General features: G+C 42.7%; 17 protein-coding genes. 12 read left to right on the forward strand and 5 right to left on the reverse strand.

Annotated elements, in window-relative coordinates; all coding sequences use genetic code 11:
* Positions 1-23: 23 nt before the first annotated feature.
* The gene (locus BWD47_RS18135; protein WP_075594433.1) at positions 24-1,055 is read left to right on the forward strand and encodes an FAD:protein FMN transferase; all 1,032 of its coding nucleotides are present in this window, start codon (positions 24-26) and stop codon (positions 1,053-1,055) included.
* Positions 1,056-1,133: 78 nt separating this feature from the next.
* The gene (nqrM, locus tag BWD47_RS18140) at positions 1,134-1,346 is read left to right on the forward strand and encodes a (Na+)-NQR maturation NqrM (protein WP_036966498.1); all 213 of its coding nucleotides are present in this window, start codon (positions 1,134-1,136) and stop codon (positions 1,344-1,346) included.
* A 66-nt stretch (positions 1,347-1,412) separates the two neighbouring features.
* Here the strand turns inward: nqrM and BWD47_RS18145 are convergent, their stop codons facing one another.
* The gene (locus tag BWD47_RS18145; RefSeq protein ID WP_075594434.1) at positions 1,413-2,768 is read right to left on the reverse strand and encodes a M14 family zinc carboxypeptidase; all 1,356 of its coding nucleotides are present in this window, start codon (positions 2,766-2,768) and stop codon (positions 1,413-1,415) included.
* A gap of 415 nt (positions 2,769-3,183) precedes the next feature.
* On the opposite strand from BWD47_RS18145, the gene BWD47_RS18150 reads away from it, so the two are divergent.
* The 6 genes from BWD47_RS18150 to cyoE all read left to right on the forward strand — a co-directional run bounded on the left by BWD47_RS18150 (position 3,184) and on the right by cyoE (position 8,767).
* Entirely contained in the window at positions 3,184-3,603 is a 420-nt protein-coding gene (locus tag BWD47_RS18150) for a hypothetical protein (RefSeq protein WP_036966501.1), read from the forward strand.
* A gap of 236 nt (positions 3,604-3,839) precedes the next feature.
* A complete protein-coding gene (gene cyoA / locus BWD47_RS18155) occupies positions 3,840-4,754 on the forward strand; it encodes a ubiquinol oxidase subunit II (RefSeq protein ID WP_065978653.1) in 915 nt (304 codons plus the stop codon).
* 2 nt (positions 4,755-4,756) lie between these two features.
* Positions 4,757-6,745, forward strand: coding sequence for a cytochrome o ubiquinol oxidase subunit I (gene cyoB, locus BWD47_RS18160; RefSeq protein WP_036966505.1), 1,989 nt, complete (start codon positions 4,757-4,759; stop codon positions 6,743-6,745).
* Positions 6,742-7,377, forward strand: coding sequence for a cytochrome o ubiquinol oxidase subunit III (gene cyoC / locus BWD47_RS18165; RefSeq protein WP_036966507.1), 636 nt, complete (start codon positions 6,742-6,744; stop codon positions 7,375-7,377). Before cyoB ends, cyoC begins: the two co-directional genes overlap by 4 nt.
* Positions 7,377-7,736, forward strand: coding sequence for a cytochrome o ubiquinol oxidase subunit IV (cyoD, locus tag BWD47_RS18170; protein ID WP_065978652.1), 360 nt, complete (start codon positions 7,377-7,379; stop codon positions 7,734-7,736). The genes cyoC and cyoD overlap by 1 nt, the downstream gene beginning before the upstream one ends.
* Positions 7,737-7,882: 146 nt before the next feature.
* On the forward strand, positions 7,883-8,767 hold the full coding sequence (gene cyoE / locus BWD47_RS18175) for a heme o synthase (protein ID WP_036966514.1): 885 nt from the start codon (positions 7,883-7,885) through the stop codon (positions 8,765-8,767).
* Positions 8,768-8,919: 152 nt separating this feature from the next.
* On the opposite strand, the gene BWD47_RS18180 is transcribed toward cyoE, so the two are convergent.
* The 3 genes from BWD47_RS18180 to ettA form a co-directional block, all read right to left on the reverse strand.
* Positions 8,920-9,828, reverse strand: a complete 909-nt coding sequence (locus tag BWD47_RS18180) for a histone deacetylase (protein WP_075594435.1) — start codon at positions 9,826-9,828, stop codon at positions 8,920-8,922.
* 53 nt (positions 9,829-9,881) lie between these two features.
* Positions 9,882-10,247: a PilZ domain-containing protein gene (locus BWD47_RS18185; protein ID WP_075594436.1), complete on the reverse strand. Its 366-nt coding sequence runs from the start codon at positions 10,245-10,247 to the stop codon at positions 9,882-9,884.
* 149 nt (positions 10,248-10,396) lie between these two features.
* Positions 10,397-12,070: an energy-dependent translational throttle protein EttA gene (ettA, locus tag BWD47_RS18190; protein ID WP_036966523.1), complete on the reverse strand. Its 1,674-nt coding sequence runs from the start codon at positions 12,068-12,070 to the stop codon at positions 10,397-10,399.
* A gap of 452 nt (positions 12,071-12,522) precedes the next feature.
* Here ettA and metA point away from each other — a divergent pair, with 452 nt between their 5' ends.
* The 4 genes from metA to BWD47_RS18210 all read left to right on the forward strand — a co-directional run bounded on the left by metA (position 12,523) and on the right by BWD47_RS18210 (position 18,434).
* A complete protein-coding gene (gene metA, locus BWD47_RS18195; protein WP_036966526.1) occupies positions 12,523-13,470 on the forward strand; it encodes a homoserine O-succinyltransferase in 948 nt (315 codons plus the stop codon).
* Positions 13,460-14,527 (forward strand): homocysteine S-methyltransferase family protein, encoded by a 1,068-nt coding sequence (locus tag BWD47_RS18200; RefSeq protein WP_075594437.1) that lies wholly within the window; start codon positions 13,460-13,462, stop codon positions 14,525-14,527. Before metA ends, BWD47_RS18200 begins: the two co-directional genes overlap by 11 nt.
* A gap of 10 nt (positions 14,528-14,537) precedes the next feature.
* A complete protein-coding gene (gene metH, locus BWD47_RS18205) occupies positions 14,538-17,168 on the forward strand; it encodes a methionine synthase (protein ID WP_036966532.1) in 2,631 nt (876 codons plus the stop codon).
* A gap of 225 nt (positions 17,169-17,393) precedes the next feature.
* Positions 17,394-18,434 (forward strand): GGDEF domain-containing protein, encoded by a 1,041-nt coding sequence (locus BWD47_RS18210; RefSeq protein WP_083633687.1) that lies wholly within the window; start codon positions 17,394-17,396, stop codon positions 18,432-18,434.
* A gap of 78 nt (positions 18,435-18,512) precedes the next feature.
* Here BWD47_RS18210 and BWD47_RS18215 read toward each other — a convergent pair whose 3' ends face one another.
* A complete protein-coding gene (locus BWD47_RS18215; RefSeq protein WP_036966535.1) occupies positions 18,513-18,710 on the reverse strand; it encodes a CsbD family protein in 198 nt (65 codons plus the stop codon).
* Positions 18,711-18,820: the final 110 nt, after the last annotated feature.

Below are 18,820 nucleotides of genomic sequence, written 5' to 3' on the forward strand. Positions count from 1 at the left end.
TGGTATCCAAAAGGTGAGTTGCTATGAATAAAGTGTTTTATCGCCAAGGCTTTGTGGCCTTTTTCCTACTAACTGTTACTTTACTCATGGCTGGTTGCAGCCAAGCAGATAAAGCCCAAGAGCTCTATCTTGAAGGTAAGACCATGGGAACGACATACCACATTAAAGTATTTGCTGAACCTTCTAAGCTAGAAGGGATTGATTTGCACCCTGAAATTAAGCAAGTGCTGAAAGAGGTTAATCAATCTATGTCGACGTATATTCCAGACTCAGAAATTAATCAATTTAATCGTTTGCCTGCAGGGCAGGTTATGCCGATCAGTGATGATTTTCGTCAGGTCGTTGCGGAGTCTATTCGTTTGGGTGAATCTACAAAAACCCTTGATGTGACGATGGGTCCACTAATTGATTTATGGGGCTTTGGTCCAGATAAGAAACCGACTAAACGCCCAAGCGATGAAGCGCTGGCTGATATGGTCGCGAAAATTGGTGTTGATAAGCTTCAGTTAAGCGATGCTGGTCTTCTGAAGACGGTGGATGGCTTAGAATTGTCATTTTCAGCAACAGCAAAAGGCTACGGTATTGATAAGGTTGCGCAAGTAATTGAAAGCCATGGCTTAGAAAATTATATGGTCGAAATTGGCGGCGAGCTTCGTGTGTCAGGTATCAAGCCAGATAATATCACCTGGAAAATCGCTATCGAACAACCCGACGCTGAGCCGGGTGTGCGCAAAGTACATAAAGTGATTGAGCCGGGCACGAATGGCATTGCAACGTCGGGTGATTATCGCATTTTCTACGAGATGGATGGGGTAACCTATAGCCACTTAATCGACCCTGAGACGGGGATGCCAAGCCGCCATGATTTGGTATCTGTTACCGTATTGCACCCTTCGGCAATGACGGCTGATGGTTTAGCAACAGCATTGACGGTAATGGGAATGGAGCGGGCGCAAAAATACGCTGAACAACATGACCTGCCAGTGTATTTAATTGCTAAGTCAGACAATGGCTTGGTCACTTATTCTAGTCCTGCCTTTAAACCATATTTGTAGCAGAGCAAGAAGCAGTTTATAATACGTGCAGCCCAGTCGAATGGGCTTGATTTAATTGCTGACGATAGGGGCAAAGCAATGTCACTTTTTCTTCTTACTTTTGGTCTACTTATTTTAATTGTGGCAGCGATGGCTGTGGGCATGATTGTGCAAAAGAAATCAATGGCCAGTAGCTGTGGTGGCTTAGGTGCCGTGGGTATCGATAAAGCCTGTGACTGTGATGATCCATGTGACAAGCGTAAAAAGCGCATGGCAAAAGAACAAGCGTGGAAAGAGAATCAAATTCTGTAACCACACAAAAAAGCGCCTAAGGGGCGCTTTTTTAATGCCCGCGATTTTTTATTCTCGAATAGGCACCTAGTTCAACCCAATTAATTTAGCACCCAGGACTGCATATTGATTTGCATGGTTTGCTGTTAGCAAAAAGGCTGCAGGAGCATGAAGTGTTGGAATCGAGGTGAACACTCTTGGACACGTATATATAGGCCATTGTGAGTTATTCGTGAGTTTATGCACCTGACCTGAGAAACAGCTATAGCCTTCTTTTAATAACGCCTTATAAGTGCTGTCAGTCAATGTGATTGGTTTCGTAATAATGTAGCTGTTGCCTATATTAAAGCTCAATTTGCTGGCATCTAATGTCTGGTAACCTTGGCGAATACTACTTATATCGCCGAGTTCTTTGATGGTAGGCAATCTACCCTTATCATTTATGGCAATATCAATCTGATAGTCACCCATCTCACTGTTTACCATCACATCATCAATGAGTAGGTCGACCCAATTATCTTTCGCATTAAATGGGATTGCATGATACTGCGCTACGGTGGCTTTTTTCCAATCACCCGTTACTAAAGAATCAATCGCCTTTTTATAAAGAACACGGTTAACTTTTCGCGCTACTTGACGGTTTGGATCCTGAGGGTAAGCACCCGATTCAATTAAAATAGTGCGAATCCCTTTTTCAGAAAACGTATCACCAAAACTGCGGTATGAGTAGCTGTCGTTGTATTTGCCTAAGTGGCCGGGGATCATGTTTTCTACCGTGGCTGCCAAATGGGCCGTAAACTGCATCGCTTCTGCACGCGTGGTATTAATTTCACGTGCTTCATTATAAGCCGGTGCGAGCACAGAGATGGTTGCTTGTTTGCCTTTTTTGCCAGCCCCATAATAGGCATTTTGATCGTGTAAGTTAAAGCCAAAATCAGGCTTAAATTGCGTTGCAGCCGCCATTAAAATTTGCCCTTCTTGGGTGCGCAGAGCTTTCGCATCACGATTAAGATCGATCCCTTGTGCATTGTGGCGCGTTTGAATGGCGGCACCGTCAGGGTTAACCATAGGAATAATGCGCAGTGTAAGCTTTGTTTGCCACTCTTTTAACCATGCCGCGTTTTCAGGCGCTGTGATAAAGGTTAAAAAATCCATTAGTGCTGCCGTTGCGGTGTTTTCGTCGCCATGCATTTGGCTCCACATCATTACTTTAATAGCGCCTGAGCCAATATCAAGTGCATTTATTGGTTGCCCTTGGTATGAGCTACCTAGCTGTTGCAAAGTAATTGCAGGGTGCATAGCAGCTTTTTTTAGTTGGGGTTCTATATCGATGTAATAAATTGCTGGCTTATCGAATCCATGAACTCTGGTGTCTTCAATGCTGTTTGCAAATGCATGAGAACTGCTAAGTAATAAGGCGGTGGTAAGTGCATACTGGTACATATATAACTCTATTATTCTTAATCGTGTTTTAATGAAGAATATTATATTTTAGCTCTCTTGGCTAATCCTTGTTCAGTAACACAATACAAGTAGATACTGAGTAGGTATGTGTTTAAACGCCATTTTTATGCAATTTTCTTTTTAGGCATTGCTTTTTGCTATATTAAATACTCTAGCTTTTTTAGATGCTTAGCTTCATATTTTGGGGTTGTTTACATTTATTTATCAGTTGAATAAACAATGCTTAACGCAGTGCTGTTAAATTCTACTTGTACCGTACGTTGACTTTGTTATACTCCACATCGAAATTTCAGTAATTACTGAAACTTTATTGATGAAGATCAAGTTGCCGCGCTTAATTATAGGGTAGAGCGTTTACCTTTATTGCGGCCAAAGTTATAAAAAGGCATGTGTTTTGCGAGTAATTAATCCGTCACAAGGTGTTAAACAATCTAGTTTCGCTAGATTGCAATTAGCTGCGCGTGCGTTTTTTGCTGGCAAAGAACTGTTGTCTGTTTTAGCCTTGCTGATCATTAATTCAGCCATGCTAATTAACGGTGCGGTAGAAGATGCACATGAGTTAAGAAGTTTATTAAGCGAAGGTGCTTTGTATGAAACACCGTTACTTAATGTATTGAGCTTTTTAGCTTACCCCGTGGTGTCTTGCCAATTATTAATTGGCTTATGCTGGTTGGTCTTCCATTTCTTTCCTGCGCGTCGTGCAGGTGTCATTTTACGTAAAGCGGCCTTCGCTGCACGTGAAACGATAAAGTCTTTAGTAGTACACAGCGCACATGGCTGTCGTGCTCCTCCTCGTGTAAGTGGTTGTCTGTAAATAAGCTTTGTTGCTTAAGTTCAGCCATTTTAGTCGTTTTCTAAGTTGTCTTTACTAAGCACCTAGTGGGCTTTCTACGTCCAAATTTCAGTCAGCTAACCTAACTATTCCCTCTCTTAACGTGGCGATAAATTGTGCTCGTTATGTGGCTAGGGATATCTGTGGCCGTTCGTTGCTACAGAAAAGCGTCGTGTACTTATCGACAAGTGTTAACTTTTAGGTTGTAGGATATTCCTTTGTCAATTCGTAACCTTTGTAATATTGCTCTAGCGTCTTTAGTGCTGGCTTTGACTGGCTGTGAAGGCGGGGTACTTGATCCAAAAGGTCAAATTGGGGCCGACGAAAAGTATTTAATCATCGTAGCAACGGTATTAATGCTGATTGTTGTAATCCCAGTGATTGCCATGACAATTTATTTTGCATGGAAATACCGTGATGGACGAGACCAAGAAATTTATGCTCCTAAGTGGGCTCACTCTAACAAGATTGAAGCGGTGGTGTGGGCTATTCCTATTATCATCGTGGTTATTTTAGGTGTGATCACCTGGCAGTCAACGCAAGAGCTTGACCCTTATAAACCGCTAGAAGGTAAAGGTGAGCATCTCACTGTTGAAGTGGTGTCTTTAAATTGGAAATGGTTATTTATCTACCCTGAGCAAGGCATTGCGACAGTCAACGAGTTGGTGTTTCCCGCTAACGTGCCTGTTCAATACAAGATTACCTCAGAAAGCACCATGAACTCGTTTTTCATACCTCAGCTTGGTAGCCAAATTTATTCAATGGCAGGCATGGAAACCAAACTGCATCTAATAGCTGATGAACCGGGTACTTTTAAAGGTTTTTCTGCTAATTACAGTGGGGCAGGTTTCACAGGCATGAAGTTTAATGCCATCGCCACGCCAACCCAAGCAGACTTTGATGCATGGGTAAATAAGGTGAAAAATTCAGGGTCTGCGCTTACTAAAAAGACCTATGTTGAACTAGCTAAGCCAAGTGAATACGACCCAGTTAAATACTATGCCAGTGTAGACAAAGATATGTTTCATTCAATTGTAATGAAGTATATGCAAGCGCATGGCTCACACGGTGCAATGCAACACGCAATGCCTGAGCACTCTGCTCATAAAGGGCACGGCGAGGACGAGGAATAATCATGTCGTTGTTAGGTAAATTAACATTAGACGCAATCCCGTTTCATGAACCAATTATCATGGTTACCATGACGGTGGTTGCTGTCTTAGGCTTGCTAGTTGCAGGCTTAGTAACAAAATATAAAAAATGGGGCGTGCTTTGGCACGACTGGATCACGTCAATTGATCATAAGCGCTTAGGGGTTATGTACATCATTCTTGCGCTTATTATGTTATTCCGCGGCTTTGCTGATGCCATTATGATGCGATTACAATTAGCAATGGCTACGGGCGGTGCAAGTGGTTACTTACCACCTGAACATTACGACCAAATTTTTACGGCGCATGGGGTGATCATGATCATCTTTATGGCGATGCCGTTCATGATTGGTCTAATGAACATTATTTTGCCACTGCAAATTGGTGCACGTGATGTTGCTTTCCCATTCTTAAATAATTTAAGTTTTTGGCTAACTGCTGGCGGTGCGATATTAATAAATATTTCACTGTTTTTCGGTGAGTTTGCAAAAACAGGCTGGGTTGCCTATCCACCATTATCCGAGTTGTCGTTTAGTCCGGGCGTGGGGGTCGATTATTATATCTGGGCCTTGCAAATATCCGGCTTAGGTACCTTGCTAACGTCGGTTAACTTCTTAGTGACAGTTTTCAAGATGCGTGCACCCGGCATGACCTTAATGAAAATGCCTATTTTTACGTGGGCATGTACGTGGGCAAATATCTTAATTGCAGCCTCGTTCCCAATTTTGACTGCTGTGCTTGCAATGCTGACACTTGACCGTTATCTCGATTTCCACTTTTTCACCAATGAATTAGGTGGTAATGCGATGATGTACATCAACTTATTCTGGGCGTGGGGTCACCCTGAAGTTTACATTCTCATTTTACCTGCGTTTGGTATTTTCTCAGAGGTTATCTCTACTTTTGCTGGTAAACGTTTGTTTGGTTACAAGTCGATGGTTTATGCAAGTGGTGCGATTTCTATTTTAGGTTTCATCGTATGGCTTCACCACTTCTTCACTATGGGGTCAAGTGCGAACGTTAATGCCTTCTTTGGTGTCATGACCATGGTGATTGCAGTGCCGACGGGTGTAAAACTCTTTAATTGGTTATTCACTATGTACCGTGGTCGTTTACGAATCACAGTGCCCGTACTTTGGACTCTGGGTTTCATGGTGACATTCACCATTGGTGGTATGACCGGTGTATTACTTGCAATCCCTGGTGCTGACTATGTATTACACAACAGCTTATTTTTAATCGCTCACTTTCATAACACCATTATTGGTGGTGCAGTGTTCGGTTACTTAGCAGGTTTCGCATTTTGGTTCCCTAAAGCAATGGGCTTCAAACTTGACGAACGCTGGGGCAGAAGATCTTTCTGGTGCTGGTTAATTGGTTTCTTTGTGGCATTCATGCCGTTATACGTGCTTGGTTTCTTAGGTATGACTCGTCGTTTAAACCACACAAATAACCCAGATTGGAACATGTGGTTATACATTGCAGCAGGCGGTGCGGTGATCATCATGTTCGGTATCTTGTTCCAAGTAGTACAACTTGTTGTGAGTTTTAAAAACCGCGAGCAATTAGATGATACAACAGGTGATCCATGGAATGGTCATACGCTTGAATGGGCGTCTGCATCACCTCCGCAGTACTACAACTTTGCAAAAATTCCCCATGTTGATGACATTGATGCATGGACTGACATGAAAGAAAAAGGCTTAGCTTACAAACAAGAAGCATCTTATAGCCCAATTCACATGCCAAAAAATACGCCAGCGGGTGTATTGATGAGCGGTGCATTAACAACGTTCTGTTTTGCCATGATTTGGCATATATGGTGGCTTGCAGCCTTTGGTTTACTGGGTGCTATCGCGATATTTATTAAACGTTGTTACACAACTGATGTTGATTATTACGTGCAACCAGATGAAATTGTTGAACTTGAAACGGCGCACAATACCGCCGCGACTAAAGGGGTGAATGCATGAGTACTATCACTGCAGATTTAAACACCTTAAGTAATGCTCAAGGTCATGTTGAAGCACATGATAGTGAGCATCACGACACAGGTGGCAACACGGTATTCGGTTTTTGGCTTTACTTAATGACCGACTGCTTATTATTTGCTTCTTTCTTTGCAACTTATGCCGTGCTGTTTATGAACACAGCCGGCGGCGTGTCAGGCAAAGACATTTTTGAACTTGATTTTGTCGCGGTTGAAACCGCGGCACTCCTACTAAGTAGTATTACATTTGGCTTTGCGATGATTTCTGCACATTCGCAGAAAAAGGCAGCAACATTGACCTGGTTACTTGTCACTTTTGCTTTTGGTGCTGTGTTTATTGGTATGGAAGTGTATGAGTTTCATCACCTAATTGCGCACGGTAATGGCCCGCAACACAGTGCCTTTTTAACGTCGTTTTTCTCTTTAGTCGGTTTACATGGTCTGCATGTAACAGCGGGGTTAATTTGGATGACAATCATGATGATCGAAGTTGTTCGTCGTGGTTTAAACCCGCAAACAGTGACACGCTTAAGTTGTTTAAGTTTGTTCTGGCACTTTTTAGATGTGGTGTGGATCTGTGTGTTTACCGTTGTTTATTTAATGGGAGCAATGTAATGAGTCACAGTGAATCGCATGTCATTAATAACTTAGAAGTACACGCACACGACACACAATCACATGGCAGTATGAAAGACTATTTTATTGGCTTTGTGTTGTCAGTGATTTTAACGGCTATTCCATTTTGGGCTGTGATGAGTGGGTCGTTTTCAAAACCAGCCACCGTCTGGTGCATTGTGACGATGGCGGTTGTGCAAATTTGGGTGCATTTAAAGTACTTCTTGCATTTAAGCTTTAAAACTGAAGACGGCAAAGCCAGCTCATTGTCATTTATCTTCAGCGCCATAATTATCGTGATGGTGGTTGGTTTGTCGGTGTGGATCATCTACGAATCGAACGCCATGATGATGTATTAAATAACAATTACTTTTATGTAATTGATATAAAGATTTACGAAAGGAGCTGGTTAGTTTGAGATTGTGTCTCCAGTTCTTACAGTCTGTTATTAGCTAGTTTCTTTCGTAATTTTGCGTTTGTGCAGAATATTAGAGGAGTCGAGGAAGTGTTTCGACGTTATTTAAATGTCACTAAACCTGGCATTATCATGGGCAATTTAATCTCTGTTGCGGGGGGATTCTTGCTAGCCTCTCGTGGCGATGTTGACCCATGGTTAATGGTCGCAACTTTGCTTGGGTTATCTTTAGTTGTGGCATCTGGATGCGCTATCAATAATGTGATTGATCGTGATATTGATGTTGCAATGGCGCGCACTCGCAAACGCGTCACAGTCACTGGCGAAATGTCAGCAAAGGCCGCTATGGCACATGGCATCGTGCTGGGTGTTTTTGGTTTCACATTATTAGCCGTCTATACCAACGTGGTGGCACTCTTATTTGCTACGTTTGGTTACGTCATTTACGTCGGTGTATACAGCTTATATATGAAACGTCGTTCTGTGTATGGCACCTTTGTCGGTAGTTTATCGGGCGCAGTTCCACCTGTGGTGGGCTATTGTGCGGTAACGGGACAGTTTGATGCCGGTGCTGTGATTTTATTGGTAATGTTTAGTTTATGGCAAATGCCTCATTCATATGCAATTGCAATCTTTCGTTATAACGACTACCAAGCGGCCAGAATTCCCGTGTTACCCGTAGCGCAAGGGATCGAAAAGGCAAAGCATCACATTGTTTTATATATCGCCGTGTATGCGTTGGTTGTGATGTTATTAACCATTAGTGGTTATACAGGTTTAGCTTTCATGGCTGTAGCTTGTACAACGAGTTTTTGGTGGTTGCTTATGGCGCTCAGAGGTTATCGTCGCAATATTGATGTAAGCGGTTGGGCGCGCCAAGTGTTTGCTTTTTCGATAGTAAATATTACGGTTTTGAGCATAGCGATGGCTTTAGATTACCACTCAGTAGCTCCTCAGCTACTGGTTTTAACTTAGAAAAAAGTTGCTAACATATCCCAATGTTACAGTAGCAAAGGCCCGGTTTTTTCTCCACCGGGCCTTTTTTCGTTTCGTTAGTTAAAAAACGAGTTAGACCAATTTTTTAACTAATCCCTCACTATCATTCCGAGTAATTACAAGTGGTATCACTAAAACTGTGCAGCTTGCTCAACCACAATGCCATGACGAGCGGCAAGACGACGATGATCTTTATCATAGCCACCACCAATGACCGTTGCGACAGGCACATTATGTTCAAGGCAGCGTTTAAGTACTAAATGGTCGCGTTGTTCAATGCCTTGCCAGCTTATATCAAGTTTTCCTAAGCCATCTTGCTGCCATACATCAACACCTGCATCGTAAAGTACTAAATCTGGATTAAGGGTTTTTAGTAAGTAACTTAGCGTATCATCAACGATGCCAACGTACTCTTTATCGCTAACACCCGGGTTTAAGCCAATATCGAGATCACTGGCTGATTTGCGAAATGGAAAGTTTTTCTCACAATGAATCGAGCACGTATACGCATAGGGTTGATGGGTGAGCATGGCTGCAGTGCCATCGCCTTGGTGAACATCTAAGTCAAAAATCAGCACATTGGTCACTTCGCCACTCTTTATCAGTGTTTCACTGGTGAACGCTAAATCGTTTACCATGCAATAACCCGAACCAAAATCATAATGGGCATGATGAGTGCCGCCAGCTAAGTGGCAGGCAAGCCCATGTTTTAAAGCGAGGCGAGCGGTTTGTAAGGTGCCAAGTGGGGCTGTGAATGTTCGTGCCATCAATTGTTCAGACCAAGGTAAACCAATTCGGCGCATGGCTTTTTCATCCAAGCGGTTATGCCACAGGTCATTAATGTAGTCATCGCAATGCACCAGCTCTAGTGGTGCGGGGCTGCCTAATATCGGCTGTACTAAATTATCACTGATCAGGCCAAGGCTTTGAACATGGTCATATAAATAAGCAAATTTACTCATTACAAAGCGATGGTTAGGATCGAAGCTAAAGGAATAATTAGGGTGATACACCAAGGGTAAGTGGGGGTTTAAGTACATAACTCATTTAATAACGGGATTTGCTACAGCATAGCGAATTTATTCGCCGTTGTTTACTCTGGCATGTGAATTAAGTGTGCTAACTCACGATGTAATAGGCCTTCATCGCCTAAGTTCAGCTCAATCAGGCGCTTCAAATGACTGATACTGTCGATATCAATATGTTCGCAAATAAGTCCAGCATGCTGCTGTTCTACATGGCACAACTCGACTTGCATTTTAATCTCTACAGTTGAGTCGGGTAGGGTAAACGATAAAACGGCTTTACTGTGGATAGGAACTAAAAATGAATCGCTTTTGGTTATAAGCGCACCATGCAAGGATAAATCAAGCAGTTGACATTGATACTTATACTCATCAATACAAAGCGTTGCAGGGCAAGAAAATAATACCCGAGAAAACTGTCTACGCTCATTCATGGTGTGATCCCCAAGTCATTGTCGTTTCATAAACTTAATTCGCTAAAATCAGTATAGTTCAATATGCAAGGTGTGAGTGAAACGATTGCTGGTAAACCTTATCGGCCACAAAAAAGCCCCAAGAAGGGGCTTTTGAATAAGACGGTATATTAACCAATCTTTTTATATTTAATACGCTTAGGCTGTGCGGCTTCTGCGCCTAAGGTTTTCTTCAACCACTCTTCGTATTCTGTGTAGTTACCATCGAAGAAGTTAATTTGGCCTTCGTCACGGTAATCAAGAATATGTGTAGCGATACGGTCAAGGAACCAACGGTCATGCGAGATACACATTACACAGCCTGGGAACTCTAGAATTGCGTTCTCAAGTGCACGAAGTGTTTCAACATCAAGATCGTTAGTCGGCTCATCCAGTAGTAATACGTTACCACCCGCTTTTAATAGTTTTGCAAGGTGTAAACGGTTGCGCTCACCGCCTGATAAGTCTTTAACGAATTTTTGTTGGTCGTTACCTTTGAAGTTAAAGCGACCAACATAGGCGCGGCTTTGGAATTCAAAGTTACCAATTTTTAATACGTCTTGACCGTTAGAGATCTCTTGGAAAACGGTGTTGCTTTCATCCATGTCGCCACGGAACTGATCAACGGTAGCAAGCTCAACAGTTTCACCCACAAGGATTTCACCACTGTCTGGCTTTTCTTCACCGCTTAACATTTTGAATAAGGTTGATTTACCCGCACCATTGGCACCGATAATACCTACGATTGCACCTTTTGGCATAGCAAAGTTTAAGTCGTCGATTAAAACACGATCGCCAAAGCTCTTCTTAAGACCTTTTACTTCAATAACTTGGTCGCCTAAGCGTGGACCCGGTGGAATGAATAGCTCATTCGTTTCGTTACGTTTTTGGTAATCGTTCTGTTGTAGCTCAGAGAACTGTGCCATACGCGCTTTAGACTTAGCTTGACGGCCTTTCGGGTTTGAACGAACCCATTCAAGTTCTTGTGCAATTGATTTTTGACGAGCTTTTTCAGATTTTTGTTCTTGTTGTAAACGTAAATCTTTTTGCTCAAGCCATGATGAGTAGTTACCTTCCCACGGAATACCTTCACCACGGTCAAGTTCTAAAATCCACCCAGCAACGTTATCTAAGAAGTAACGGTCGTGGGTTACAGCGACCACAGTACCTTCGTAGTCGTGTAAGAAACGCTCTAACCATGCCACAGACTCTGCGTCTAAGTGGTTGGTTGGTTCGTCAAGAATCAGCATGTCTGGTTTTTCAAGCAGTAAACGACAGATGGCAACACGGCGACGCTCACCACCCGAAAGGTGTTCAATTTTAGCATCCCACGGTGGTAAACGAAGAGCATCTGCTGCGCGCTCTAATACGTTATCGATATTGTGACCGTCGTGTGCTTGGATAATTGCTTCAAGCTCGCCTTGCTCTTTTGCAAGTGCATCAAAGTCAGCATCTTCCATAGCATACTCGTTGTATACTTCATCAAGACGGTTTAGCGCATTTTTAACTTCGCTTACGGCTTCTTCAACGGTTTCGCGTACTGTTTTGTTTTCGTCTAAAACAGGCTCTTGCGGTAAGTAACCTATTTTTGTGCCAGGTTGTGGACGAGCTTCACCTTCAAAGTCTTGGTCAACACCTGCCATAATGCGAAGTAACGTCGATTTACCTGCGCCATTTAGACCAAGCACACCAATTTTTGCGCCCGGGAAAAAGTGTAAAGAGATATCTTTTAAGATAGTGCGCTTAGGCGGCACAACTTTAGAAACTCGACTCATCGAGAATATAAACTTATCTGGTAACACCATGAAAAGAGCCTTCAATTTATAAGAAAAATTAACAGCCACTATTGTATACCCAAACCACCTCAAAATACAGAATTCAGCGTTTATCAGGGGCTTAATATCATGGCACTGCTTTGCAAAAATAGCGCATGCATTTAAGGAGCATAAATGCAGAGTAAGCGCCTTATAAGCATTGCACAAAGGCTTAAAAGTCATTTTTACAGCGGTGTTGGCTTAAACACAGTAACAAGCCACTTTTTGAGATGCTTGCTCTTTCATCGTGATTAAACACAACCGTCATTCGTAGAGGCACTGCTTTTGGCAATTTAAGGGCCTGCGCATCAACGAAACTGGCTTCCTAAGAGATTGCTTTAGCACAAATAAAAAAATCATTTGGACATCTAAACATCTAGAGGTTGAAATTTCTAACTATCCGTTCATAATTAGCAGTCTAATAAGTATGCTCGGAGCCCACTATGCCCATTACAGTCAAAGATGAATTGCCCGCAATTGTAAAATTACGTCAAGAGAACGTATTTGTAATGCCTAAAAGTCGTGCGAAAACGCAAGAAATTCGTCCAATGCGTTTGGCCATCTTAAACTTAATGCCGAATAAAGTGGAAACCGAAGTGCAGTTTATTCGGTTGTTGGCTAATTCACCGTTGCAAGTGAATGTTGAGCTGCTGCGTTTAGACACCCACCGAAGTAGCAGTACCTCAGAGCAACACCTCGATACGTTTTATCGTTACTTTTCTGAAGTAAAAGACAATAACTACGATGCCATGATCATCACAGGCGCGCCGCTTGCACATTTAGAGTATGACGACGTTGCTTACTGGGATGAGCTAAAAGTGATTTTAGACTGGGCTGAGCACCACGTTACGTCAACATTATTTTCATGTTGGGCGGCTCACGCAGGGCTTTATCATCACTATGGTTTAAAACGAGAGTTAATGCCTAATAAGCTCAGTGGCGTGTTTACGCACAAAAGTTATTTTGAGCATGCCGCGTTAACGCGCGGTTTTGATGATACCTTTTTAGTTCCGCACTCGCGCTATGGCCACATTGATATTGAAAAAATTAACAGCTGTGATGATTTAGTAGTATTAGCAGGGTCTGAGCGTGTTGGGGCGTATTTAATTAAGAATAAATCAGGCAGCCAAGTATATATAACGGGCCATCCTGAGTATGATGCGCATACATTAAAAGGGGAATATTTACGCGACTGCGAAAAGTCAGACGATGCGCCAAAACCAGAAAACTATTTCCCTGACGATAACCCAGATAACGAACCGTCGAAAACATGGCAAAGTCACGCCTTTTTATTGTTTTCGAATTGGTTAAACTACTACGTGTACCAAACAACACCGTATGATATTAACCTAGTTAGCCAAGACGTAAGGACTAACAACTATGCCGAGTAATGCAGTGAATAAACGCGAACAATTAACCGAGGCGCTCAAGCAGCGAATTTTGATCCTCGATGGCGCGATGGGCACCATGATCCAAGAACATAAATTAGAAGAACAAGACTATCGCAGTGAGCGTTTTAAAGACTGGCATGTCCTTATTAAAGGCAATAATGATTTATTAAGCCTTACTCAGCCAAAGATTATTGCTGATATTCACCGCGCATACCTTAATGCAGGTGCCGACATTATCGAAACCAATACGTTTAATGCCACCACTATTTCGATGGAAGATTACGAGATGGCGAATTTAAGCCGTGAGATCAACCTAGAATCAGCCAAGCTTGCTCGCAGTGTCTGCGATGAATTTGAAGCAAAAGATCCAAGTAAACCTCGTTATGTGGCGGGGGTATTAGGGCCAACGTCAAAAACTTGTTCTATTTCGCCTGATGTCAATGACCCCGGTTATCGTAACATTAGCTTTGATAAGTTGGTGACAGCATACGTTGAATCAACCTTGGCACTGATGGAAGGGGGAGTTGATTTAATCTTAATCGAGACCATATTCGATACCTTAAATGCAAAAGCGGCCTCGTTCGCAGTAGAAGAAGCCTTTGAGCAAGCAGGACGCACGTTGCCTGTCATGATCTCAGGCACCATTACTGATGCCTCAGGGCGAACTTTATCGGGGCAAACGACCGAAGCTTTTTATAATTCGATTCGTCATATTAAGCCGTTATCTATTGGTCTTAACTGCGCACTGGGTCCGGATTTATTACGCCAATATGTCGAAGAGTTATCACGCGTTTGTGAAACTTTTACCTCGGTTCACCCTAATGCAGGTTTACCCAATGAGTTTGGTGAGTACGATTTAGAAGCACCTGAAATGGCAGAAGAAATAATCGATTGGGGCAAGTCAGGCTTTATTAATATTGTGGGTGGTTGCTGTGGTACAACCCCTGCACACATTAAAGCCTTTGCCAAAGGCCTTGCAGGAGTTAAGCCTCGTCCATTGCCTGAGCTTGAAGTGCGTATGCGCTTATCGGGCCTTGAAGCGTGTAACTTAAACTAAGGTAGCCGAAATGACACAACAAATAGCAGTATTTACTAACGTCGGCGAACGTACCAATGTGACCGGTTCAGCCATGTTCAAGCGATTGATCATGGAAGAAGATTACGAAACCGCCCTTAATGTTGCCCGTGAACAAGTCGAAAATGGTGCACAGATCATTGATATCAACATGGATGAAGCCATGTTGGATTCAAAAGCCGCGATGGTGAAGTTTCTGAACTTGATTGCCTCTGAGCCAGATATTTCTAAAGTACCGATCATGATCGACTCATCAAAATGGGAAGTCATTGAAGCCGGCTTAAAATGCATTCAAGGCAAGGCGATTGTAAACTCAATTTCACTGAAAGAAGGTGAAGAGCCCTTTATTCGTCAGGCAAAGTTAATTAAACGTTTTGGTGCTGCCGCAGTCGTCATGGCGTTTGACACCGACGGACAAGCAGAAACCGCGGATCGTAAATTTGAAATTTGTGAGCGGAGTTACCGTATTCTAGTGGACGAGATTGGTTTTCCACCGGAAGACATTATCTTCGATCCGAATATATTTGCAGTAGCAACCGGGATTGAAGAGCACGACAACTATGCTGTTGAATTTATTGAAGGCACGCGCCGAATAAAGCAAAACCTACCGTACTGTAAAGTGTCGGGCGGGGTGTCAAACGTGTCGTTCTCGTTTCGTGGTAACAACCCCGTACGTGAAGCGATCCACTCAGTATTTTTATACCATGCCATTAAAGCGGGCATGGATATGGGGATTGTGAATGCAGGCCAGTTGGCTGTGTATGACGATATTCCGGCTGAGCTTAGAAAAGCCGTTGAAGACGTTATACTGAATACCGACCCCGGTGCGGGTGAGCGCCTTGTAGAGCTGGCTCCAAAATACTCAGGGATGGCGCAAGCTGAGCGAGTTGAAGATTTAGAGTGGCGTACATGGCCCGTTGAAAAGCGCCTAGAACATGCGCTTGTAAAAGGTATTACTGAGTATATCGACGAAGACACTGAAGAGTGCCGAGCTGCAGCTGATAAGCCTATTCATGTGATTGAAGGCCCGCTGATGGATGGCATGAATGTAGTGGGTGATTTATTTGGTGCAGGTAAAATGTTCTTACCGCAGGTGGTTAAATCGGCGCGCGTAATGAAACGCGCAGTGGCTTACCTAGACCCCTTTATCGAAGCAGAAAAAGAAGAAGGTGCCACGAACGGTAAAGTGGTTATGGCGACCGTTAAAGGGGATGTACATGATATTGGTAAAAACATTGTTGGCGTAGTGCTGCAATGTAATAACTACGACGTGATCGATTTAGGTGTGATGGTGCCTGCGGAAAAAATTCTACAAACCGCGATTGACGAAAAAGCCGATATTATCGGTTTATCAGGCCTTATTACGCCCTCATTAGATGAAATGGTGCATGTTGCTAAAGAAATGACTCGTCGTGGTTTCGACTTACCCTTATTAATTGGGGGTGCAACTACCTCGAAAGCCCATACCGCAGTGAAAATTGAGCCACAGTACGATAAAGGTGTGGTGTATGTAAATAATGCCAGTCGTGCTGTTGGTGTGGTCTCTAACCTATTGTCTAAAGAGTTAAAACCTGCGTTTTTAGAAAAAACCAAAGCGGAGTACGAAAAAGTACGTGAACAGCAATCGCGTAAAAAACCACGCTCGAAGCCTGTCACCATTCAACGTGCTCGCGATAATGCCGCACAACTTGACTGGGATAACTACACCCCACCCGTGCCTAAAAAGCTCGGAGTGACAGAGTTTAAAAATGTGTCGATTGCCACGTTAAGACAGTACATCGATTGGACACCGTATTTCATGACATGGTCAATCGCAGGGAAGTATCCGCGTATTCTTAACGATGAAATTGTGGGTGAGCAAGCGCAAAGCTTATTTGCTGATGCCAATGCGATGCTCGACGATTTAGAACAGTCAGGTGCGCTACAACCACTGGGCGTGATAGGTTTATTCCCGGCAAACCGAGTGGGTGATGACATTGAAATTTACACCGATGAAACGCGTACAGACGTGTTAACAACCTCGTGCCATCTGCGTCAGCAAACAGAAAAAACCGATTTTGCGAATTATTGTTTAGCGGATTACATCGCACCTAAAGGAACCCCCGACTACTTTGGTGCCTTTGCCGTAACCGGAGGGCTTGAAGAAGACGACCTTGCTGATGCCTTCGATGCGAAACAAGATGACTATAACAAAATTATGGTTAAAGCCGTTGCAGACCGTTTAGCAGAGGCTTTTGCGGAGTATTTGCATGAGCAGGTACGTAAAGAGTATTGGGGCTATGCAAGCGATGAAAACTTATCGAATGATGAGCTTATTCGCGAAAATTACCAAGGTATTCGTCCTGCACCGGGTTACCCTGCGTGCCCTGAGCACACAGAGAAAAAGAAAATCTGGCAGCTACTCGATACTGAAAATCGCATAGGTATGAAGTTGACGAGCTCTTACGCAATGTGGCCGGGAGCGGCGGTGTCTGGTTGGTATTTTTCTCACCCGGATTCTAAATACTATGCCGTGGCGCAGATTCAAAAAGATCAGGTTGAAGACTACGCTAAGCGCACCAACATGACGCTTGAAGAAGCAGAGCGCTGGTTATCGCCTAATTTAGGCTATGAGCCAGAGTAAAAAGCAATAACGTGCTATTCAAAAGCACCGTAAGTACTTAACTTACGGTGCTTTTTTGTTTTTATTTAAGGTAAATTGCATTTCTACCTCCGTTAAAACGCGCTTTAAAATCATACTTTCTTCCTTTTAATCAGCATTTAGCATGTGAAATGAGGCCAATATCCTTCAAATTTAAATATTTGTGTTAAAGTTATTAGTGTAAAGCAAGGAAATTAGGGTAAAGGTGTGATTGATTCAAGCAGCGCAAGTGACAAAGATAAAGCCCTATTTTTACGCGTATTTGCATTTATTGGTGCCATTACTTCTTTTGTAATGTCGGTTACAAGCTACCAAGATGGCTACATAACGCTCAGTTTTTTACTGGTTATTGGCGGCTTTGTTTTTGTATCGCCCTTTGTCCTTAAAAATCGCGACCGAACTATTGCTGTGTTAATGCTTTATGCCTTGTACTCGATGATGTGCTTTTTGATAGTGTCTGGTGGTAATAATGGAACTGGGCCTTTGTGGTTATTTATTGTATCGCCTGTTACCTTTTTTATACGAGGTTTAAAACGCGGCGCATTTGACTTAATCATACTGGCTATTGTGATTTCAGTGCTGTTTTACTTCACCGATAAGCTTGGGTATTACAGCTATCCGAATCATTATTTTACGACCCGTGTCATGCTGTGTTTTTCGATTCTTTGTATTCTTGGTGGTTTCTACGAGTATTACCGTAATAAGTACAGTCGAGAGCTTATTGAGCAACTAAAAATAAATCAAAAATTAGCCCGTATTGATGCCATGACCGATTTGTTTAATCGCCGTTATGCTACGGAATGCTTGCAAGATGCGCGTTTTAACGAAGGGGCTGTCTTTTTGCTGATTGATGTAGATAACTTTAAACAAGTGAATGACACCTATGGTCATCAAATTGGTGATGATGTGCTCACTTTCATTGCTTCAATCCTCAAAAGTGTGAGTGGCGAAGAAGACATTGTTGCTCGCTGGGGCGGAGAAGAGTTCCTTATTGTGACCCCGCAAGGACATGAGCGTAGAGCAAGACAATTAGCTGAAAACATTCACCAGCAATTGGCGCAACATGCATTTCAACAAGGGGTTCATAATTTTAAAGTGACGCTGAGCATAGGGCTTCATCAGCGGGCTTCTAACGAGAGCATTGATCACTGTTTAAGTGTGGCAGATAAGTGTTTATACCTTGCTAAATCACACGGTAAAAACCAAACCGTTGCTGAGCTAGATAGTAAAACACATTCACCTGCTTAGGTAATAAAAAACCGCCAAAATGAAGTGACCCCCAATAGTTGGACACTCCAATTACTGGGGGTCTTTTTATGTGCAACATTAGTGACTATTTTCAAAGTCACTAACTTCGCTCTCAGCTTCTTCTTTCGATTTGCCGTATTTTTGTTGGATTTTACCAACAAGCTCTTTACGGCTACCTTCAATTTTATCTAAATCGCCATCGGTAAGTTCACCCCATTTACGTTGTGCTTTACCTTTTAACTCTTTCCAATTGCCTTCTAAACGATCGCTGTTCATCATAATCTCCTTACTTTGTTAAACATTCACTTTAATAAGAGCAATCGTTATGCCATTCATGGTTTATATATAACCAACTGAATTACATCGTTTTTATTATTATGATTAGA

It is taken from the genome of Pseudoalteromonas sp. PAB 2.2, assembly GCF_001938575.1.
Classification (GTDB): Bacteria; Pseudomonadota; Gammaproteobacteria; order Enterobacterales; family Alteromonadaceae; genus Pseudoalteromonas; species Pseudoalteromonas lipolytica.

Coding starts and splice junctions, on each gene's coding strand:
- cyoD (WP_065978652.1), top strand. CDS start 7,377: ATGAGTCACAGTGAATCGCATGTCATTAATAACTTAGAAGTACACGCA.
- BWD47_RS18135 (WP_075594433.1), top strand. CDS start 24: ATGAATAAAGTGTTTTATCGCCAAGGCTTTGTGGCCTTTTTCCTACTA.
- cyoB (WP_036966505.1), top strand. CDS start 4,757: ATGTCGTTGTTAGGTAAATTAACATTAGACGCAATCCCGTTTCATGAA.
- ettA (WP_036966523.1), bottom strand. CDS start 12,070: ATGGTGTTACCAGATAAGTTTATATTCTCGATGAGTCGAGTTTCTAAA.
- BWD47_RS18185 (WP_075594436.1), bottom strand. CDS start 10,247: ATGAATGAGCGTAGACAGTTTTCTCGGGTATTATTTTCTTGCCCTGCA.
- metA (WP_036966526.1), top strand. CDS start 12,523: ATGCCCATTACAGTCAAAGATGAATTGCCCGCAATTGTAAAATTACGT.
- BWD47_RS18145 (WP_075594434.1), bottom strand. CDS start 2,768: ATGTACCAGTATGCACTTACCACCGCCTTATTACTTAGCAGTTCTCAT.
- BWD47_RS18215 (WP_036966535.1), bottom strand. CDS start 18,710: ATGAACAGCGATCGTTTAGAAGGCAATTGGAAAGAGTTAAAAGGTAAA.
- metH (WP_036966532.1), top strand. CDS start 14,538: ATGACACAACAAATAGCAGTATTTACTAACGTCGGCGAACGTACCAAT.
- cyoC (WP_036966507.1), top strand. CDS start 6,742: ATGAGTACTATCACTGCAGATTTAAACACCTTAAGTAATGCTCAAGGT.
- BWD47_RS18180 (WP_075594435.1), bottom strand. CDS start 9,828: ATGTACTTAAACCCCCACTTACCCTTGGTGTATCACCCTAATTATTCC.
- nqrM (WP_036966498.1), top strand. CDS start 1,134: ATGTCACTTTTTCTTCTTACTTTTGGTCTACTTATTTTAATTGTGGCA.
- BWD47_RS18200 (WP_075594437.1), top strand. CDS start 13,460: ATGCCGAGTAATGCAGTGAATAAACGCGAACAATTAACCGAGGCGCTC.